The 20,459-nt window shown below is 42.9% G+C and carries 15 protein-coding genes; 4 read left to right on the top strand and 11 right to left on the bottom strand.

The window, feature by feature from the left end; all coding sequences use genetic code 11:
* Positions 1 to 17: 17 nt before the first annotated feature.
* The gene (locus AC5JL8_RS04600; RefSeq protein ID WP_495878598.1) at positions 18 to 2,753 is read left to right on the top strand and encodes a cation-translocating P-type ATPase; all 2,736 of its coding nucleotides are present in this window, start codon (positions 18 to 20) and stop codon (positions 2,751 to 2,753) included.
* Positions 2,754 to 2,846: 93 nt separating this feature from the next.
* Here the strand turns inward: AC5JL8_RS04600 and AC5JL8_RS04595 are convergent, their stop codons facing one another.
* Entirely contained in the window at positions 2,847 to 5,309 is a 2,463-nt protein-coding gene (locus AC5JL8_RS04595; RefSeq protein WP_495878597.1) for an EAL domain-containing protein, read from the bottom strand.
* A 150-nt stretch (positions 5,310 to 5,459) separates the two neighbouring features.
* Complete coding sequence (locus AC5JL8_RS04590; RefSeq protein ID WP_495878596.1) at positions 5,460 to 6,191, bottom strand: DUF928 domain-containing protein; 732 nt, start codon at positions 6,189 to 6,191, stop codon at positions 5,460 to 5,462.
* 429 nt (positions 6,192 to 6,620) lie between these two features.
* Between AC5JL8_RS04590 and AC5JL8_RS04585 the strand changes: the two genes are divergently transcribed.
* From AC5JL8_RS04585 to AC5JL8_RS04575, 3 genes are all read left to right on the top strand, one after another.
* Positions 6,621 to 7,172: a late competence development ComFB family protein gene (locus tag AC5JL8_RS04585; protein ID WP_495878595.1), complete on the top strand. Its 552-nt coding sequence runs from the start codon at positions 6,621 to 6,623 to the stop codon at positions 7,170 to 7,172.
* A gap of 174 nt (positions 7,173 to 7,346) precedes the next feature.
* Positions 7,347 to 9,974, top strand: coding sequence for a CHAT domain-containing protein (locus tag AC5JL8_RS04580; RefSeq protein WP_495878594.1), 2,628 nt, complete (start codon positions 7,347 to 7,349; stop codon positions 9,972 to 9,974).
* Between the two features lie 276 nt (positions 9,975 to 10,250).
* A complete protein-coding gene (locus tag AC5JL8_RS04575) occupies positions 10,251 to 11,633 on the top strand; it encodes a YcjF family protein (RefSeq protein ID WP_495878593.1) in 1,383 nt (460 codons plus the stop codon).
* Positions 11,634 to 11,742: 109 nt separating this feature from the next.
* Here the strand turns inward: AC5JL8_RS04575 and AC5JL8_RS04570 are convergent, their stop codons facing one another.
* The 9 genes from AC5JL8_RS04570 to AC5JL8_RS04530 form a co-directional block, all read right to left on the bottom strand.
* Entirely contained in the window at positions 11,743 to 12,051 is a 309-nt protein-coding gene (locus AC5JL8_RS04570; RefSeq protein ID WP_495878592.1) for a DUF2288 domain-containing protein, read from the bottom strand.
* Positions 12,052 to 12,127: 76 nt separating this feature from the next.
* Positions 12,128 to 13,165 (bottom strand): AI-2E family transporter, encoded by a 1,038-nt coding sequence (locus AC5JL8_RS04565; RefSeq protein WP_495878591.1) that lies wholly within the window; start codon positions 13,163 to 13,165, stop codon positions 12,128 to 12,130.
* Positions 13,166 to 13,303: 138 nt separating this feature from the next.
* Positions 13,304 to 13,942 carry a lysophospholipid acyltransferase family protein gene (locus AC5JL8_RS04560; RefSeq protein WP_495878590.1) on the bottom strand — a complete coding sequence of 213 codons (639 nt, stop codon included), beginning with the start codon at positions 13,940 to 13,942 and terminating at the stop codon, positions 13,304 to 13,306.
* Entirely contained in the window at positions 13,914 to 14,156 is a 243-nt protein-coding gene (locus AC5JL8_RS04555; protein WP_495878589.1) for a hypothetical protein, read from the bottom strand. Before AC5JL8_RS04555 ends, AC5JL8_RS04560 begins: the two co-directional genes overlap by 29 nt.
* A gap of 158 nt (positions 14,157 to 14,314) precedes the next feature.
* Positions 14,315 to 15,196 carry an ACP S-malonyltransferase gene (gene fabD / locus AC5JL8_RS04550; RefSeq protein ID WP_495878588.1) on the bottom strand — a complete coding sequence of 294 codons (882 nt, stop codon included), beginning with the start codon at positions 15,194 to 15,196 and terminating at the stop codon, positions 14,315 to 14,317.
* Between the two features lie 87 nt (positions 15,197 to 15,283).
* Positions 15,284 to 16,276, bottom strand: coding sequence for a beta-ketoacyl-ACP synthase 3 (locus AC5JL8_RS04545; protein ID WP_495878587.1), 993 nt, complete (start codon positions 16,274 to 16,276; stop codon positions 15,284 to 15,286).
* Between the two features lie 120 nt (positions 16,277 to 16,396).
* Positions 16,397 to 17,422 carry a phosphate acyltransferase PlsX gene (plsX, locus tag AC5JL8_RS04540; RefSeq protein ID WP_495878586.1) on the bottom strand — a complete coding sequence of 342 codons (1,026 nt, stop codon included), beginning with the start codon at positions 17,420 to 17,422 and terminating at the stop codon, positions 16,397 to 16,399.
* Between the two features lie 238 nt (positions 17,423 to 17,660).
* On the bottom strand, positions 17,661 to 19,139 hold the full coding sequence (locus AC5JL8_RS04535) for a leucyl aminopeptidase (protein WP_495878585.1): 1,479 nt from the start codon (positions 19,137 to 19,139) through the stop codon (positions 17,661 to 17,663).
* 102 nt (positions 19,140 to 19,241) lie between these two features.
* Positions 19,242 to 20,339, bottom strand: coding sequence for an EcsC family protein (locus tag AC5JL8_RS04530; protein WP_495878584.1), 1,098 nt, complete (start codon positions 20,337 to 20,339; stop codon positions 19,242 to 19,244).
* Positions 20,340 to 20,459 lie beyond the last annotated feature (120 nt).

The following is a 20,459-nucleotide window of genomic DNA, read 5'->3' as shown; positions in this document are numbered from 1 at the left end:
ATATTGGAGCGAATAAAATGACAACATTAGTTACAAATAAACTGCCAGAACATCAATGGCACAATCTACCTGCACAGAAAGTAGCTCAGTATTTAAACAGTAATTTAGAGAACGGTTTAACAACTGCTGAAGTAGCCAAGCTTCAGGAGCGTTTTGGTGCTAATGAACTCAAGAGTAAACCCGGAAAAAGTCCAGTAGTCAAATTTTTATTACAATTTAACCAACCGCTGCTGTACATCTTGTTAATTGCGGGAGCAATCAAAGCGTTACTGGGGCAATGGGTGAATGCTTGGGTGATTTGGGGTGTCACTCTGATTAACGCTATTATTGGTTTTGTTCAAGAATCTAAAGCTGAAAGTGCGATCGCTGCCTTAGCTGACTCAGTGCAGACCAATGCAACTATCCTACGCAACGGTAAAAAAGTGCAAGTTTCTTCGACTGAGTTAGTACCTGGAGATGTAGTACTACTCAGTTCTGGAGACAAAGTACCAGCAGATTTGCGCCTGGTACAAGTCCGAAATCTCCAAGTGAATGAATCAGCACTCACTGGGGAATCAATCGCCGTTGAAAAAAACACGCAACTCCTAAATGCAGACGCACCCCTAGCAGAACGCACCAATATGGCTTATGCTGGCAGCTTTGTCACATTCGGCACAGGCAGCGGTATTGTTGTTGCTATTGGAGAGGCAACGGAAACCGGGCGGATTTCTCAGCTAATGGAGCAAGGAACCAGCCTCAAAACCCCATTAACCCGCAAATTTGACAAATTTAGCCGCATTTTACTTTACATCATTTTAGGGATAGCGGCGCTGACATTTGCAGTTGGTCTGGGATACGGCAATTCCTGGGCAGAAATGTTTGAAGCAGCCGTCGCCTTCGCTGTAAGTGCCATTCCTGAAGGATTGCCAGCTGTAGTAACAGTAACATTGGCCATTGGTGTTTCTCGAATGGCGCGCCGTCACGCCATTGTTCGCAAGTTGCCAGCAGTCGAAACTCTCGGTGGTGCTACAGTTATTTGCTCAGATAAAACTGGCACTCTAACCGAAAACCAGATGACGGTACAAGCAATCTATGCTGGGAGTGAAAACTATACAGTAACTGGTTCAGTCTATACTCCCGACGGGGAAATTTTGCTGAATAAAAATTCTGTAGATTCGGACAATTCTCCAGCCCTTGAAGAATGTTTAAAAGCTGGTTTGTTATGTAACGATTCACATTTGGAAAACAAAGATGGGCAATGGCAGGTAGTTGGCGATCCTACTGAAGGAGCGTTGCTAGCTGTTGCTCACAAAGTTGGACTTACTCGTGAAAGCTTAGAACAAAATACACCCAGGCTAGACGTTATCCCATTTGAGTCTGAGTTTCAGTACATGGCAACTCTACACGCAACTTCATCTGCAAAAAACACAAAACAGAGAATTGTCTACGTAAAGGGTTCAGTAGAAGCAATTCTCAATCGTTGTCAGCAGATGTTGGACGCCTCTGGAAATCTGATCAATGTAGAAGCAGAAACTGTACATCAACGAGTCGACGCAATGGCTCATCAGGGTTTGCGGGTACTAGCTTTTGCCCAAAAATCTCTGCCAAATACTCAAGATTCATTAAATCATCCAGATATTGCACAGGGTTTGATTTTCTTAGGCTTGCAGGGGATGATCGATCCACCGAGAGCAGAAGCGATTAAAGCAGTGCAAGCTTGTCAAGAAGCTGGTATCCAAGTCAAGATGATTACAGGTGATCATGCTGTGACAGCTGCGGCGATCGCATCTCGCATGGGCTTTAACAAAAATAGGGAAGTTCTAGCTTTTACAGGCAGTGAACTTGCCCAGATGGAGCAACAAGAACTGGCCACAGCCATAGAAGATGGGGTAGTGTTTGCCCGTGTTGCACCAGAACAAAAACTCCGAATTGTAGAAGCACTACAGTCTAAAGGTGAAGTAGTGGCAATGACGGGTGATGGTGTTAACGATGCACCCGCCCTCAAACAAGCAGATATTGGTATTGCAATGGGGGGTGCTGGTACAGAGGTAGCCAAAGAAGCCGCTGACATGATTTTGACAGACGACAACTTCGCCTCGATAGAAGCGGCTGTTGAGGAAGGGCGCACAGTTTATCGAAATCTGCTCAAAGCGATCGCCTTTATTCTCCCAGTTAATGGTGGCGAATCCATGACGATTTTAATTAGCATCTTATTAGCTAGAGACTTACCTATTTTATCCTTACAAGTTCTCTGGCTGAATATGGTAAATTCCATCGCCATGACAGTTCCTTTAGCCTTTGAACCAAAGTCTGAACGGGTGATGCAACAACCTCCACGTAACCCTAATTCGCCCTTACTTTCTCGTAGCTTAGTCAAGCGAATTCTGAGCATCTCTGTCTTTAACTGGATTTTGATTTTTGGTGTATTTGAATGGATACGACAAACTACAGGCAATATTGATTTAGCACGCACTATGGCAATTCAGGCTTTAGTTGCAGGTAGAATCTTTTACCTCTTAAGTATTAGCCAATTAGGAATTGCGCTGCTTAATAAACTCTCTAAAATTCAACAGACAGTAAAAGAAGCCCCAGCGATTTTTATAGGAATTGCTTGCACAATACTTTTGCAAGTAATTTTTAGCCAGTGGAGCTTAATGAATAATTTATTTAGCACCGCACCATTAAACTTGAGTCAATGGTTTATTTGCCTAATTGCCGGTTTACCAATGATTGCGGTGTCTACTTTAGTCAATCGTTTTGACCCACTTCGTTGAGATAGTTTTTGGTAGCGTTTTTAGGACTCATGCCAGCATTTTAGAATAGCTCACGGTACGAAACCCAACATAATAGCTACTCTAATTTTATTGCTAGCTAATTTTCAATTCTTTAATACCAGAGAATTGCCTATCCAGTAATGCAGTTGCAGCATTGCTATCTAAAGGCTTAGAGAAAAAATAGCCCTGTCCATACTCACAGCCCAGCACTTGCAATTTAGCTTGTTGTGCAGCCGTTTCTACACCCTCTGCAACTACATCCATGCCCAAAGCATGGCTTAACATGATAATCGTTTGAACGATCGCAGCATCTTCATCAGTATCTTCCATCCTGCTAACAAAGGAGCGATCTACTTTTAACGTATTGACAGGAAAGCGATGTAAATAACTTAAGGAAGAGTATCCTGTACCAAAATCATCAATACTCAGCCGCAGATTTAAAGTTCGCAATCGTAGCAATATACTAATGGCGGCTTCAACATCATTCATGGCTACGGTTTCGGTAATTTCTAATTTTAAACTTTGTCCATCTAGCCCTGTCGTCTTCAGTGTCTGCTCAATGTATTCCACTAAATCTGCTTGATTCAACTGCTGTCCAGAAAGGTTAATACTCATCATTAGTGGTGGTTCTGCGGGAAACTGAGCTTGCCAAACAGACAACTGCTCACAGGCTGCTTGCAAAATCCACTTACCTAGAGGAATAATCAACCCTGTTTCTTCTGTAAGTGGAATGAACTCTCCCGGAGAGACAAACCCATGCTGGGGATGTTGCCATCTCACAAGTGCCTCAAACCCGACAATTCTATCGGTTTCTAACAAGACTATTGGCTGATAGTGAAGATAAAATTCTTGCTGCTCAATAGCTCGATGAAGGTCTGTCTCCAACTGCAACCGCTTCATCACTTGAGTATGCATACCTGTGGCAAATACTTCGTGACGCCTTTTACCCAAATCTTTAGCCCGATACATAGCTGTGTGGGCATCTCGTAATAGAGCCACTGGTTGATAGTCGAGTTCAGTTTGATTGAAAGCTATCCCAACGCTGATGCTAGTAAATATTTCTTGTCCGTGATTTTGGAAGGGTAAGGACATTTGCTTTTGTAGTTGGTCGGCAACAGCAGTCACCTCACTGGCATCAGTAATATTTTTTAGCAAAATTGCGAACTCGTCTCCTCCAACCCGCGCTAGTATTCGCCTACGTCCTAAACAGGCTTTTAATCTTTGAGTGGCATTGACTAAAAATTGATCGCCAAAGTGGTGACCAAAACTCTCATTAATCACTCTGAAGCGGTCAATATCCAAAAATAGCAGAGCAAATCGCGGATTTTTGCCAAGTTTTGTTTCTGCGATCGCCCATTCCAATTCTTTCAAAAACAGATCCCGATTAGGAAGATCGGTTAAAGTATCATGCAATGTATTATGCAATAGCTTATAAGCTAAAACACTTCCACCCGTTATCACGAATGCCAGGATTGGAGGTATTAACGGTATCCAGCCTGCTTGCGTAAATATGCTAAAGCAGATATATGCTAGCCCCGCCAAAGAAATTGCTCCAGTTACTCCTAGAGAAAGCGGATGCCGTAGTCGCCATGCTAGTACACCCCCTAGAAAAGCCCAAATCCAAACCCATAGGGATTCTGCCCATTCCGGCCAAAACCAGAATATTGGTTGTTGATCTAAGGTTATACTCAGGAGTTGGCTTACCAATTGAGCATGAAGCAGTACCCCAGGCATAGCTGGGATCGCAGGCTTACCTGGACTGTAGGGAGTGAAGAACAAGTCCTTTAAGCTAGGGGCAGTTGTACCAATCAGCACCACCTTGTCCTTTACCCAGTCTGGGTCAAACTGACCCCGCAGCACTTGGCTTAATGATACCTGCCGCGCTACTTTTTCCGGTGAACGGTAGGAGATCATGATTTGATAGCCCGCGTTATCAATATCGTGATAACCGCCCGAATCGGGAAGTAAAGGAGGGAATACAGTATTACCTAATTGCAGTACATTTGGATTAACTTTAAGCTTTACCCCTGTTTGTGCAAGATATTTAAGGCCCAACCGCAGCGAGAAAGAGTAGAATTGCGTCTCGCCTTGGTAAGCATAAATAAAATTTCGGCGAACTACTCCATCTGGGTCAATAACAAAGTCATTAAAGCCGATTTTTTCTGCTGCTAGGCCAGAAATCGGAGAGACTCCTTCTGCATTCGTATCACCGAGATTATTAATGGTAATAACATTCGGAGCCTGAAGTTGCTGCATCAGAACTTCACGACCTGGCGGTTGCGGGAGATTACGGTAGAGGTCTAAGCCAATTGCTTTGGGCTGCGCCTGTTGCAGCTTCGCCAGTACTTGAGAGAGAGTTTGATCAGAAATTGGCCATTTTTTCTGTTCTTGAATATCAGCTTCTGTAATTGTGACTACCAAGAGTCGAGGATCAGGGCCAGCATCTGGTTGGAGACGCACCATCTGGTCAAAAGCTACTAATTCTAGGAACTGCAACCAGCCAAGTTGTCTCACACCCATTACCAACCCTGTAATGAGGATGCTGGTAATAAACACAGATTGCCTTAAACTCAGTGTTGCAATTGAGCGGTTGACCTGGCGCTGACAATGCTTGGTAACTAAGGGTAGTAGTGACCAAAACCTTTTGGAGTATTTAGCAATCACAAAAACAGTAAATTGATAGTTGGAAAAATACTTAACTTGCAATTAGTGGCTGGTTGGAATTTTAATCTTCAAAAGCGGCTCTTGTGCGATCGCATCCAATTTCTCAGACTTTAATAGCTGTATCCAACTAGCAGCGAGCTGGGAATCATTAGGTCGAGTATACTTAAGTTCCGCCAATGTGCCTAATGCGTCTTGCCACAGTCCTGCTTGAGCATATAAAGTAACGCGCCCTAAAGGTGATGTTTGCTGTAACTTTTTAGTCAGAACTGAGTCTGTTTCTACTCTTTTAATCCATCCATGCACCACAACATCAGTAGCTCTGTTTTCAGGGTCGCAAATCATTGATAGATACCAATTATATTTCTTACCAATGGTAAGTGGAGGCAAGAATGCAGAATCAGGCAAGCTAAAGTTTATTACACCTCCTGAACTGGGTGTAGTGAAGTTAGCTTCATAAACTGAACGACGTTTATCATCTTGCAGGACAAACTCCACTGTTCTTGGTGTTGCAGTTCGAGGCAAGTAGAACAAAAAATTGGGATAGGCTTGTTTTGTCAATCCCAAATTATTTTCTGGAACTAATGCCATTAATCGCCCAGCATTACTAGAACACTCTCCACGTGTTCCACCGCCAATTCTTCGGCCTGGCAAACCTTCTCTAGCTCTCTGTTCAGAATTTGCTAATACTTGCTGGAAACAAGCCCAAGAGAATGTCAACACAGACGTCAGACAAAGAATGGTAAATGTCCTGGTATTCAAAGTTTTTTCTACCATGGATTACTATTATTTAGTACTAAATTTCGCAGTAATTCTTATTTAATAAATACTCTAATTGTTTGCTTAAGAGTAGATTAAATGGCTTTACTTTATCAGATGTTTAAAGGACAGGTTTCTTAAGTAAAATTGCTGAAATATTGCTAAAGTACTGAAAAGCAACTCATTTTATAGAATTATCATCTTTTGTCCTCAGTAATACACAATATTTATCATAAAATTTTATTTGTTAGTTCTGGGTAAACACTTATATTATTTCAATATTTTTAAAATGCATTGAGTAGTATCTAACCAAACTCCTATTACCACTAATGATTAATGACTGAGGACTATCCAGGCATCTTTACAAAAAACCAAGCAACTATGTTAGCTAGATGCTAGTAAAGGGCAATATAAAGCCATAAACAGTAGTTCAGTTTGTATTGCTTTATGAGGAATTTCGTTCATAATTCAACAATTGATTCTTCTAATCAGCCATCTAAACAACATATATTCCTAAAAAACTCTCGAAATGTGATGGAAGTGCTAGTGGTAGCGGAAGTACAACAGCAGATCCAATCGTTGCCTTCTAAAATTGCTAAATATATCAATCCATCTGAGGTGACTGCTTACGCATTAAATCGTCTGCCTGCTCTTTATGCCACTAGCAAAAGAGGGTGGCAGCGGCAATTACATCGTGCCAAAACAGAGTTTCACCAGAAAATTAATACGGCTGTGCGGCAGGGAATTATAGCTGTACAACAAGACCCCCTGCGCGCTGATGATCTGCTTGATTTTCAAGAAGAGAATGCAGTATTGTCTGCTTTGCAAGAACTAAAAGTTTTACTTCAGCAAGAGGATTTAACATGGGATAAATTAGCTGATGTGGTTGAACAAACCTTAATGGATACGTTAAGAGGAAAAATCACCTGGCGTAAGCCTGATAGTTCAGATAATGAAATTTTTGACTGGGAACAGCATCCACATAATCAAAAAGGATAAGTAAATGATTTTTTATGCAAATATTTTAAATAACCGTTGTAAAAAGCTAACGATAGGACAAGCTTTATTTACTAATAATAGCGCAGCCTAAATAAACTTAAGATTATGGATAAAAAACACATATTGGGTGGGCAAAAATTAGCTAAAAAATATATTTATATTTAAGTGGCTTTTATGTACATTAATCTATATTTATTGTTACGTAAAAACTACTTGAGACGGATACATGGTCGTTTAGTCATATTTATAATTGGGATTTTGTTAGGCCTAGTTTTTACCCTGTTACCCATAGCTGGAACTGTAGTTTCTGTTGCTGCCCAAAATTCTTCACTGCCATCAATGGTTCAGAATTTACCCAATGCAGCACAACAGGAGCAACAGGGTAGGCAATATTACGAAGCAGGGCAGTTCTTAGAAGCACTTAAAATCTGGCAACAAATTCTCCAGGCTTACCAATCTCAGGGCGATAAACTCAACCAAGCTAGAGTCTTAAATAACCTCTCATTGAGTTATCAGCAACTAGGGCGGTGGTCTCAAGCTAGCCAAGCAATTTCTCATAGCCTAGAATTGTTAAACGCAAAACAGGGCGATCGCTCACTCGAAAAGTTAAAAGTTCTAGCTCAAGCCTTAAACACTCAAGGAAGTTTACAATTAGCAACTGGAAAGTCGCAAGCAGCACTGACAACTTGGCAAGCCGCAACTGCTACTTATACTCAGGCAAAATCCGAGATTGGAGTGATCCGAAGCTTAATTAACCAATCTCAAGCTTTGAAGAGTTTAGGGTTATATCGTCGAGCATTATCTACACTAACTCAGGTCAACCAAATCCTCGAAAAACAACCTGATGCGCCAATAAAAATAGCTGGATTACGCAGCTTAGGTAGTAGCCTGCGTTTAGTAGGTAATTTGGAACAAGCACAGCAAGTATTGCAACAAAGCTTGGCGATCGCCCAAAAATTACAATCTCCCGTAGATATCAGTGCCGCATACCTCGATTTGGGGAATGTGGCCCGTGCAAAGGAAGATCCTGAATCTGCTTTGGCTTTCTATCAAAAAGCTGTAGCCATTGCACCTTCCTCGATCCTCAAAATCCGAAGTCAACTCAATCAACTAAGTACCTTAATTGATATAAAACAATGGGCATCGGCTCAAACACTGTGGAGTCAAATTCAGTCTCAACTTGCCAATCAACCACCTAGTCGAGTAGTGGTTTATGCCCAGCTTAACTTGGCTGGAAGTTTGATTCGCCTCAAGCAGGCAAATGTCCCCAATGCTCCCACTATAGTAAATATTGCTCAGTTGGTTGCAACTACCATCCAGCAGACAAAAAACTTGGAAGACAAGCAAGCACAAGCTTATGCACTTGGTAAACTTGGCGGACTTTACGAACAGACTCAGCAATGGTCAATTGCCCAAGATTTAACCCAGCAAGCACTCGTACTCGCCCAAGCTATTAATGAGCCAGAAATTGCCTACCGTTGGCAATGGCAGTTAGGACGACTTTTAAAAGTACAGGGAAATCTTGAAGGAGCGATCGCAGCCTATACTCAAGCTGTCAGTACCCTACAATCCTTGCGTAGTGATTTGGTTGCAATTGATCCCGATATCCAATTCTCTTTTCGGGACAGTGTAGAACCCGTATACCGCGAACTAGTGAGTTTACTTCTACAACCTAGCACTTCAAAGGGCGACCAAAAATCTATAATCCAAGCTCGTCAAGTTATTGAGTCTTTACAATTAGCAGAATTAGATAACTTTCTGCGCGAAGCTTGCTTGGATAGAAAATCCACTCAAATTGATCAGTTTGATCCACTGGCAGGAGTAATTTATCCGATTATCTTGGCAGATCGATTAGAAGTTATTTTAAGCTTGCCGCAACAACCACTACGCCACTACGCAACATCTCTGCCTCAAGATCAGCTCGAAAGCATTGTAGAAAAACTACGCAAAAATTTAGTTATCCGTTCTAAAGAGGACTTTCGACCGTTTTCTCAACAACTTTATGATTGGTTGATCCGTCCAGCTGAAACCGAACTAGCTAACAGTGGGATTAAAACATTAGTGTTTGTACCGGACGGTGTGTTGCGAAATATTCCAATGGCATCTCTGCATGATGGGAATCAATATTTAGTCGAAAAGTACAGCATCGCTTTGACACCAAGCCTACAGTTACTACCTCCTAAGCGGTTGCCACAAAGAAACTTTAAAGTACTTGGCGCTGGCTTAACTGAGGCACGGCAAGGCTTTTCTCCTCTAGAATATGTGGAACAGGAATTAAAGCAAATTAAATCTGAAGTACCGAGCGTAGTTCTGTTAAATGAAGAATTTACCAGCAATAATCTCAAAAGTTACCTTCAATCTACCTTCTTTCCTATCGTTCACATTGCTACTCATGGTAAATTTAGCTCTAAGGCAGTAGAAACTTTTATTCTGGCTTGGGATGACCGTATCAAAATCAATGATTTAGATAACCTCCTCCAGATACCGGAACAGAAAAAGCAACAGACAGTTGAACTGCTTGTTCTCAGTGCCTGTGAAACCGCAACAGGAGATAAGCGTGCTGCTTTAGGGTTAGCAGGAATAGCAGTCAGGGCAGGGGCTGGTAGTACTTTAGCAACATTATGGTCTGTGAATGATCAAGCAACAGCCAATTTGATGCATCGCTTTTATCAGCAGTTGCGTAATACAAAACAAACCAAAGCTGAGGCTTTACGTAACTCCCAAATAGCACTTTTAAAAGATCCGCTTTATGAGCATCCCGTTTACTGGGCACCCTACATCCTAGTTGGAGACTGGCTTTAGGAATATTTAGCTGCTTACTTATTGCAAGTATCAAACATCTTATACTACTACTACGGCAATTTCCAACAGAGTGTAATACATTCACAAATTTAGAACAGATGCACACTGATAAACACAGATAAATCTGTACCTCCTTCAAATCAAAATTGCTATAACTTCAGTATGAGGATAAAGCTAAAATCAGGATCTGTGTCTTTTTAACCATGCTAAGTCTTAGGAAGCACCCTAAAATAATAGACAGAATTTAGTTACAATCTATCTGCCGTTTAGATACCAATGACTGAGCAACATAATGCTGACTCTTCGTCAACTGATTTTCAGCAGTTCAGTGAACCGAACGGCGATCGCCTTGAGTCGGAAAAACCGCTGACAGTGCTGCCTACTGATGGTGTAACAACCAAGTCAAGTGATGAGTCATGGAAAGACCGCATTGCTGGTGTTTGGAATAAGACAGCACCACGCTTGGTACAATTACTACCTGTAGAGCAATTAACACAGACAGTTGTTAATTGGTTTAGTGTCAGCGAAACTCAGGTTGCGGAAATTTTAGAGGCAGTTCGAGCAGAATTGCCAACCACTGAAGCTCTTTTGATTGGTAAACCCCAAGCGGGGAAAAGTTCGATTGTGCGAGGGCTGACGGGAGTTTCTGCCGATATAGTTGGTCAGGGATTTCGCCCACACACGCAACATACTGAGCGCTACGCCTATCCTTCTGATGACCTGCCATTACTAATTTTTACGGATACAGTTGGCTTGGGAGATGTCAAGCAGGACACTCAGGCAATAATTAAGGAGTTAGTTGGAGATTTACAAAACTCAAGCCGCCGTGCCAGAGTTCTGATTTTGACTGTTAAAATTAATGATTTTGCAACTGAAACGCTGCGTCAAATTGCTCAACAGTTGCGTCAAAAGTATCCAGATATTCCCTGTTTACTAGCGGTTACCTGTCTACATGAGGTTTATCCTGCTGCTACAGCCGATCATCCAGCTTATCCACCAGACTATGAAGAGGTAAACCGAGCCTTTGCTGCGATCCAAGAAGCTTTTGGAAAACTGTGCGATCGCTCTGTTTTGATTGACTTTACTCTGGAAGAAGACGGCTACACTCCAGTATTTTATGGCTTAGAAGCATTTAGAGATTCTTTGGCAGAACTCCTTCCAGAAGCCGAAGCCCGTGCGATTTATCAGTTATTGGATGAAGAAGGTGGCAAGCAACTTGGCAACCTCTACCGTGATACAGGACGTCGTTACATTTTGCCATTTGCAATCATGGCCGCCACACTCGCAGCAGTACCATTGCCTTTTGCCACGATGCCAGTGCTGACTGCCTTGCAAGTATCTATGGTAACAGCACTGGGGAATTTGTATGGGCAGACTTTGACACCATCACAGGCGGGTGGAGTTGTCAGTGCGATCGCAGGTGGTTTTCTCGCCCAAGCAGTAGCGCGGGAATTAATCAAATTTGTGCCCGGTTTCGGCAGCGTGATTGCTGCATCTTGGGCTGCTGCTTACACTTGGTCACTTGGTGAAACAGCCTGTGTGTACTTTGGTGACTTGATGGGTGGTAAAAAACCCGATCCCAAAAAGATTCAGTCTGTCATGCAAGAAGCATTTAAAGAAGCGCAACAACGCTTTAAAGGTATTAAGCCCAAAGAATAGTCGCTGGGGTTATTAAGGTCTTAATTAGTGTTGCTTTATCGTAAATATTGGGTTTGGTTTTACTCAACCCAACCTCAGCAACAAGAAAAAGTTTAGGGTAACCACGCTACTAAACTTCATCTGAAGCAGCTACTATTTCTTGTACTAAAACATAAGGCTGGACGATGAGCGTTTGAAACCGCTTGGTGGGATTAGCATTCCATTCTCCCAACTGTTCTGTAGTGGGTTTGGTAATCAATTGTTCATCAATCCACACTTGTACTTCAGGAATATTATCACTAGCGATCGCTATTCCAACATCTAGCAAGCTTAGCCCAGCTGTTACTACAATCACCGCATCTCTTTTTACATGAGGAATTAGCCATTCCCACTCTGCCTCATCTACATTTTCTGTTAAATCTGCTCTTAAGTCCGGCATAATTCCTTATTCTTTATGAGTCTAAGACTGATTTTACATTAATCCCTACTGTCTAGCTCATGGCTAATACTAATAACTAAGTTTCCGATTGCATCTCTTCAATTTCAAATAAAGTTACGATCACTCCAGCTATGGGAATTGAGATAAAAATACCGAGTAATCCCGCCACTCTAGCACCTACTAACAAAGCAAAAAATACTACTATAGGATTCAAATTAAGCGCACCTTGCATAATTCGTGGTGCAATTAAATTATCCTGTATTTGTTGGAGTACAATACAGGCTACAAATACTTTTAATGCTAGCCAAACATCTTGAGACAAAACAAGTAAGCTAATTGTACTAACTCCTAATGTTGCCCCTATGCCGGGAATTACATCAAGTAAGCCGACAATAACTGACAATAGCAAGGCAAAAGGTACATTTAATAATAAAAATACAATAAACGTGGTACTTGTTAAAAATAAAGTTAATATCAATTGACCTTGGAAAAAACTTAAAAAACTGCGTTTGATTATCTTATTAAATCTACTACGCCGCTGACTTGGAATTATTTTTAAGATTAAATTCCAAATCTTTTCTCCATCCAAAAGCATAAAAAATGCAATAACTGCAATTAATATAAAAGTTACAAAATTAGTCAAAAATTGTTGTAATATGGTTAGACTATTAACAAGGCTGGATATTGCTTGATTGCGTAATTGCTCTTCAATAAATCTTAAATCTATTTGAATATTGCGGTTACGTAGTAATTGTTCTAATCGCTCGATTAAAGGTGCTAAAGAGTTTAAAAAAGTAGTCACGCTGTCAATTAGTTGTTGTCCTTGAGATAGAACTGCTAAACCCAAAGTAATTGCCAGCCCCCCAAGAATCACAATGCTAACCAAGAAAACTATAGAAACTGCTATACCGTGTGGTAAAAAACGCCGCAGCCATTTTACAGGATAGCTGAGTAAAAAAGCCAAAATTGCGGCGAATGTAAAAATAACGATCACCGCTTCAAAGTAAGCTAAAAGCTGTACAATAGCCCATCCAGAAGCTACCAAAAGCAAAAAGCGAACTAACGCCAGATTATTCAATCGCTGCCAAAAATTCTTGGCTTCAAAGCCGCTCATATACTGTTGGGGATAGGTGTAATAGTTAATTGCGCTTAACAATCATGTTTCTACTTGCTGTAAGCACATTCACCTTACAGTTACAGAAATTTAGAGGCGATCGCAACCACCTTCCAGCATATTTCTAGATGTACTCACTTATCGTCCTAAATCATGCATTCCATTAATTACTGCTGCACACTTTTGTGTCAGCGCTTGTAGTTCCTCTTTATTAGTCGAACTAGGAGCATCAATCACCTTGCCAATTCTGACAGTTAGGGGAACTGCGCGGGGAATAGTCGAGCCTTTTTGTAAAATCCCCTCAGTACCCCATAAACTCACTGGCAATATAGGTGCTTTTGCCTTAGCCGCTAAAAGCGCTGCACCCCTCTTAGGGTCTGTAATTCGCCCATCTGGTGTGCGAGTACCTTGTAAGAAAACACCCACAGCCCAACCATTTTCAATACACTCTAAGGCTGAACGGATAGCAGTGCGATCGGCTGTACCTCGACTAACTGGGTAAGCACCGTACAATTTAATTGCTTGTGCCAAAACCGGGATATTAAATAATTCTTCTTTAGCCATGTACGCTACCGGACGCAGTACACAACTAGAGACAATTGGCGGGTCAAAGTAACTAGCATGATTGCTTATTACAACTAATGGCCCGGATTGAGGCACATTTTCAGCACCATAAATCCGAATCCGAAAGTAAGCATGAAGCATGGGGCTGACAACCGACCACTTAAAAGCGTGATAGAGTGCCAGACTAATCAACGGTTCGCGGCTTCGAGACATAAGGGATTGGGGATTGGGTATGGGGCATTGGGCATTGGGCATGGGGTATCCCTTCGGCTTCGCTCAGGGCAAGTGAGCATTGGGCATTGGGGAGGCAGTGCGTTGGTGAGGCAGTCCGGCCTTGGGGGTTTCCCCCAGGAGGAACTGCCGAAAGGGTTCCCCGGCTTGTAGACACCCGGAGGGTGGCTTCCCGCAGGGTAGCAACTGCCGTCATGGGGCATTGGGCATTGGATAAAGAAGACAAGGAGCATGGGGGATGGGGGGACAAAAAGCAAAAGTTAATCATGGTTCTTTCCCCTTGTCCGCTTCTCCCCTTGTCTCCTTGTCCCCTTGTCTCCCAGTCCCTAGTACCCAGTCCCCAGCCTCTAATCGCTAAACAGGCAACTCAGCGGCATTACGCACGTTTTCTAAGATTAAACCAGGACTTGTGCGTTTAATTAAACCAGTTAGCACATTACCAGGGCCAATTTCCACTACTCGCTCAATGCCATTGTCAGGAAAAAACAAAGAAATTTCTCGCCACCGTACCGAACCAGTCATTTGTTTAATTAGACGTTGTTTTAAAACCTCTGCATCAACAGTTGGTACAGGTTCTACATTAGATAAAACTGGTACAGTAGCTGTCTGAAATTGTACAGATTCTAAGACTTCCTGAAACTCTGTAGCTGCTGCTGCTATTAAGGGTGAGTGAAAGGCTCCAGAAACTTTTAAAGGGATAGCACGCTTGGCTTTAACTTGCGATAGTACCGTCTGTACACCTTCTGGAGAGCCAGAAATGACAACCTGAGCCGGACTGTTATCATTTGCCAGTACTACGTCGGGCGTTTGGGCAATAACCATTTCCAACTGTTCGCGCTCAAAGTTCATCAGTGCAGCCATCATGCCACCTGAAACACTATTCATAAGTTCAGCACGACGCTTCACCAAGTGTAAGCCCACAGACCAGTCAAAGACCCCAGCAATATAAAGAGCGATATATTCTCCCAAACTGTGACCGGCAACTAAATCTGGCTGATGTCCCCGTTCGCGGATAAGGTCGGCAAGAATACTTTCTACTACATATAAACTTGGCTGGGTGTAGAGAGTACGTGATAACTGTTCGGCATCGCTTTGGCAAATTTCTGTGACAGACCAGCCTAAGATGGCCTCAGCTTGGGCAAATTTATCCCGCGCAGAAGCTATATCTAATAAGTCGATTCCCATTCCTGTTACTTGGGAACCTTGTCCGGGAAACACCCATGCAGTTTTAGTCATTGGTCAGTCGCTTCGCTCGAATTCAAAATTAAAAATTCAAAATGAAAAATCCAGTTTTAGAATTTTGCATTTTGAATTTTGAATTGTTTATCTTCCCCATTGAAAAATTGCTGCGCCCCATGTAAGTCCAGCACCAAAGCCGGATGCAGCAATGATGTCATTAGGTTGAATTTTGCCTTGCCGCACTGCTTCATCTAGGGCAATAGGAATGGAGGCGGCAGAGGTGTTGCCATAATGGGCAAGATTGCTGATAACTTTATGTTTGGGAATATTGAGGCGTTGGGCAACAGCATCTAGAATTCGCTGATTAGCTTGGTGCAAAAGTAGCCAATCTATTTGCTCAATGCTGAGGTTAGCCTGAAATAAAGCTTTGTCGATGACTTCTGGTACTCGTTGTACAGCAAAGCGGTAGACTTCTTTGCCATTCATCGTAATGGGTTGGTAAGTCCCTTGAGAGATATTTACGTCTGAAATCAGTTCACGGGAGGAGCCTTTATAGGCAAGATTGAGGTAATGATTTTGTGTACCATCACTTTTGAGAGTAAATCCCAGCAAGCGATCGCTCTCATTAGACTGTAATACTACCGCTCCAGCACCATCGCCGAACAATACACAAGTACGGCGGTCTTGCCAATCTACCCAACGAGAGAGGATATCTGCTCCTACCAACAGTACATTTTGATAAACGCCTGTTCTGATGTATTGGGCAGCAGTTACCAGTCCAAAGACAAAGCCAGAGCAGGCAGCAGTCAAGTCAAAGGCTACGGCTTTGGTGGCTCCTAATTCAGCCTGAATTTGACAAGCACTGCCAAATAAATCATCAGGGGTAGAGGTTGCCAACAGAATTAGATCCAAGTCTGCTGCTGTGATTCCAGCAGATGCGATCGCTTGTTTGCTAGCAGCAGCAGCAAGTTGACTTAAAGACTCGCCAGGATGTGCCAACCGTCTTTGACGAATTCCCGTTCGTGTGGTGATCCAATCATCTGATGTCTCCACCAGTTCAGTCAGCGCTTCATTGTCTAAGGAAGTTTCTGGTAAGGCCGAACCACTTCCAGTAATTGCTATGCCTAACTTATGCACTCCTAGTCTCCCAAACTATCCAGCTATCAGCGTTTAGTCATTAGTCATTAGTCATTAGCCACTAACGTTTGACCAATGACCCCCTCTCCAGCTATTGATTGCTAATCTTCCTGCTGATTGCTAACCACTCTCGCGCTGTAGGGTTTGATACTGAGACTGAATTCGTTGTAGCACTTGGTTGTCTACAGCTTCTTTAGCCATGCGAATTGCATTAAAAATCGAAGGTGCTTGTGAGCTACCGTGACCGATAAAACAAATTCCCGCCACGCCTAAAAGTAAAGCACCACCATGTTCCGCATGATCCATCCGTTGCTTAATCCGCTTGAGATTGGGTTTTAAAAGAGCTGTACCAATTTGACCATGCAATCCTTGGGGTAGTTCTTCGCGCAAAATTTGCAGAATCACTTCTCCGACTGCTTCGGCAAATTTCAACAACACATTGCCCACAAAGCCATCACAGACAATCACATCAAAGTGCCCAGAAAGCACGTCACGTCCTTCTGCATTCCCAATAAAAGCAATTTGGGAATTTTCGCGTAGCATTTGGTGAGCGCGGACTGCGGCATCATTACCTTTAGAGTCTTCTTCACCAATATTTAGAAGACCCACTTTCGGTTCGTTTGTCCCCAGCACATACTGACTGTAGACAGACCCCATGACAGCAAACTGCTCTAAAAACTTAGGGCGGCAGTCTACGTTCGCGCCAACATCAAGTATCAGGACTGGTTTGCCAGCTACGATTGTGGGAAATACTGCCCCAATTGCAGGGCGGTCAATTCCCGGTAATCGTCCTAAGCGGAGCAAGGCTGCTGCCATAGCTGCCCCAGAGTGACCAGCAGAAAACACTGCATCTGCCTGCTGTTGCTTTACCAAATCCATCGCCACGTTGATGGAAGCCTTGGGTTTGCGTCTGATGGCGCTTAAAGGCTCCTCATCCATTGCGATCGCTTCCTCAGCAGGAACGATCTCCACTTGCCCCAAATTGGTTTTTGGTGGCAGGACAGCTTCAATTTGTTGGGGATCACCTACCAACAGAACTTTTACATCCAGTTCTTCCATTGCTCGCAGTGCGCCAGCAACGATTTCACTGGGTGCATGATCCCCTCCCATTGCGTCAATTGCGATCCGTACGCAAGTCGATCCCATTGCTCAGAGCTTATAGAAACCTTACAAATTTTACCAGATGGCTTTGCCGAAAATCTGAAAAGAGGTTCCGGCAAGCCAAACATAACATGAATCGTGGGGACTGGGGGTTGGGGACTGGGGGCTGGGGGACAAGGGGACAAGGGGAAAGAACCATGATTAACTCTTGCTTCTTGTCCCCTGATCCCCCATGCTCCTTGTCTTCTTTATCCAATGCCCAATGCCCAATGCCCATTACCCATTACCCAATCCCCATTACCCAGTTAACTAGGGTACGGACGCCGAAGCCGGTCGCCCCAGGCCCGTTATAGCCATTTTCTTTATCTGCCCACACAGGGCCAGCTATATCTAAGTGTGCCCAAGAAGTTTCTTTAACAAACTGCTTGAGGAAAAGAGCCGCAGTAATCGCACCACCAGGACGAGGCCCTGTATTCTTCATATCGGCGATCCCAGACTTTAGCCCTTCAAAATATTTTTCTTCCATAGGCATCCGCCAAATTTTTTCGCCTGTGGTTTCGGCAGCTTTTTCTAGTTGGGCGGCTACAGCATCATCAGGGGTAAACAAACCAGCAATATCATCACCCAAGGCAATCACATTTGCACCAGTCAAGGTAGCTAAATCAACGATCGCATCCACGCCCAATTTTTCGGCAAATACCAAAGCATCTGCTAAAGTTAAACGTCCTTCAGCATCGGTATTGTTAACTTCTATAGTTTTGCCGTTAGACGCTTTGAGGATGTCACCTGGGTGCATGGCATGACCGCTGATCATGTTCTCGGTCACCGCTGAGATAAAATGTACTTCAGCATTGGGCTTTATTTGGGCAATGGCTTTTGCTGCACCCAAGGTGGCGGCTGCACCACCCATATCAATTTTCATAGTTTCAATACCGCTACCAGCGCCTTTGATGTTGAGTCCGCCGGAGTCAAAGGTTAATCCTTTACCAACAATTGCTAGTTTACGTGTGGGTGTACCTTCTGGCTTGTAAGTTAAGTGAATAAATTTAGGAGGTAAGTCGGAAGCTTGAGCAACTCCTAAAAAGGCTCCCATACCTAGCTTTTCACACTCTTCGCGTTCTAAAATTTCTAGTTGCAAACCGTGATCGGTGGCGATCGCTTGTGCAGTTTCTGCCATAGTAATAGGCGTTACCTCGTTTGCTGGGGCTGCGACCAACTGCCGTGCCAAAATTACTCCAGAAACGATTTGATTAGCCAGATTAATCGCTGCTTCTTGTCCACCAAATCCTAGTAAATCTACGGTTTCTACTTGTGAACCTTTATCTTCTGGTTCTGATTTAAAGCGGTTATCTTGATAAAGTGCCAGTTGCACACCTTCAGCGATCGCTTGGGCACTTGCCGCTGGATCGTTGTTCCATAATGGAAAACTAAATCCCAAAACTTTGCTTTTTTGCTTTTTGGCAACTCGGCCTACAGCCGCCGCCGCACGTCGCAAACCATCTAGTTTTAAAGCTTCTGGTTTTCCCAAACCTACCAAAATAACTTTCCGAACTGGGTTACCAGCAGCTACACGGGTGAAGATGGTGCTATTGGCTTTACCCTTAAATTCCTCTTCGGCAATCAGTTCTTTTAGAATCCCAGCAAACTTGCCATCTAAAGTTGCCAGTTCTCCAGTTAACTCTACTGCATCTTCAAATAATCCAATTGCCAAAGTATCCCCTGCCCACTCTAAAAGAGGCGTATCGCTCGCTCGAATTAGCATTTTTGTATTTTGTGTAAATCTTCTTGTACCAGTATTGCTTAAAATTATGTGTTCGTGCTTGATAGGGGGGAGTTAAAGAGCAGGGAAGCAGGGGAGAATAACTTAATGATTAATATCAAATTTGTTGGCGATCGCTGCAATTACCTTTTGTTCAACTGGTGTAATCTCGCCGTTAAGCTGGGCAATTTTTTTACACTGAGCTAATAAAGGTATGGCAAAATCACGGTTCAGTTGATTGAGCAATGTATCTAAAGGCTGAGGTGATTTGATGTTTTGCTCTACCGCTGCCAATGAAGTAGGACTAAGATTTGCCGCTTGCAAGTCTGGGAGAATTTCTTCCCAAGTCTTCTCTGGATTACTGGCAAGGATCATGTGAACTAGAATTTGATCCATTAGCGCTTCTTGGGCGATCGCTGTTTCTAAATACTTTTCACTTTGTTGTTTTAACGTTGCCAATGTCTCCTTGGAGGTTACTGGAGTGGATTCATCTAACTTGGCTTCGTAAAATCGACAAGCAGCATATCCCAAGGAATAAATCATTGTTGCATTTGAGCTAGCCGCGATTACCGCACCTGCAAAAGGTACATTTCGCAGCATACCTAATCCCGCTACTCTCAAAAGACGGCCACCGCCTAAAGCTAAACCAAAAATAGCCAAAACTTCACCCTTACGCGCAGGGTCTTTTAAATCTAACCCATAGGCAGCTGCAATCTGATAAAGCATCTCTGACTGTAATTCTGTGGTGGCTGCTAAATCAATAGCTAACAAAGCCGCCGCTACTCCTGGCAAAATACTAGTAGCTATTCCAATCCCGCCTGCTTTTGTTGCTTTTTCCACCATAATCCGGTGAGCAATTTGGCTGGGTGATTCATTGGGATACTGTTGCTTTAGTTTTTTGACTGCCTCTTCTGCCTTTGCCAAATCAACTTTTTCGCTAGCTCCGACCAACCAATTCAGATTTAATACGCCAGATAATTTACGAATCAGCCAAAATTGGCTGAGACTATTAACTACATTCCCCGTGGTTTGAGTTGATTGTTCAATTAATTGGTGTGTTTGTTTGGCAACTGTTTTACCAGTTTGAGAAATTACTTCTCCTACCTGGCCTATGGTTTTGGTCAAAGACTCTACAAAAGATGTTTGTGCAGGTAAATTATCAGATTGATTCAGCTTTATTTCTTTTTGAGATTTGTCTACCATCGGTTAGTACCATCCTGAACGCTTCTTAATTCAGGTTGTAACGAAAGCCTGAGTAGTTTGACATCTCCCAAACAGCGCAATTTAATTTAAAACATACTAAAGACAGAGGTAATACCATTT

The sequence above is a fragment of the Mojavia sp. genome (genome assembly GCF_059505145.1).
This window is presented reverse-complemented; position numbering and strand designations above follow the sequence as displayed.

Excerpts from the sequence above, each read along its gene's own strand:
- fabD (WP_495878588.1), bottom strand. The coding sequence starts at position 15,196 with ATGACTAAAACTGCATGGGTGTTTCCCGGACAAGGTTCCCAAGTAACA.
- AC5JL8_RS04560 (WP_495878590.1), bottom strand. The coding sequence starts at position 13,942 with ATGTCTCGAAGCCGCGAACCGTTGATTAGTCTGGCACTCTATCACGCT.
- AC5JL8_RS04585 (WP_495878595.1), top strand. The coding sequence starts at position 6,621 with ATGAGGAATTTCGTTCATAATTCAACAATTGATTCTTCTAATCAGCCA.
- plsX (WP_495878586.1), bottom strand. The coding sequence starts at position 17,422 with ATGGGATCGACTTGCGTACGGATCGCAATTGACGCAATGGGAGGGGAT.
- AC5JL8_RS04580 (WP_495878594.1), top strand. The coding sequence starts at position 7,347 with ATGTACATTAATCTATATTTATTGTTACGTAAAAACTACTTGAGACGG.
- AC5JL8_RS04570 (WP_495878592.1), bottom strand. The coding sequence starts at position 12,051 with ATGCCGGACTTAAGAGCAGATTTAACAGAAAATGTAGATGAGGCAGAG.
- AC5JL8_RS04575 (WP_495878593.1), top strand. The coding sequence starts at position 10,251 with ATGACTGAGCAACATAATGCTGACTCTTCGTCAACTGATTTTCAGCAG.
- AC5JL8_RS04555 (WP_495878589.1), bottom strand. The coding sequence starts at position 14,156 with ATGACGGCAGTTGCTACCCTGCGGGAAGCCACCCTCCGGGTGTCTACA.
- AC5JL8_RS04590 (WP_495878596.1), bottom strand. The coding sequence starts at position 6,191 with ATGGTAGAAAAAACTTTGAATACCAGGACATTTACCATTCTTTGTCTG.
- AC5JL8_RS04565 (WP_495878591.1), bottom strand. The coding sequence starts at position 13,165 with ATGAGCGGCTTTGAAGCCAAGAATTTTTGGCAGCGATTGAATAATCTG.
- AC5JL8_RS04600 (WP_495878598.1), top strand. The coding sequence starts at position 18 with ATGACAACATTAGTTACAAATAAACTGCCAGAACATCAATGGCACAAT.
- AC5JL8_RS04535 (WP_495878585.1), bottom strand. The coding sequence starts at position 19,139 with ATGCTAATTCGAGCGAGCGATACGCCTCTTTTAGAGTGGGCAGGGGAT.
- AC5JL8_RS04530 (WP_495878584.1), bottom strand. The coding sequence starts at position 20,339 with ATGGTAGACAAATCTCAAAAAGAAATAAAGCTGAATCAATCTGATAAT.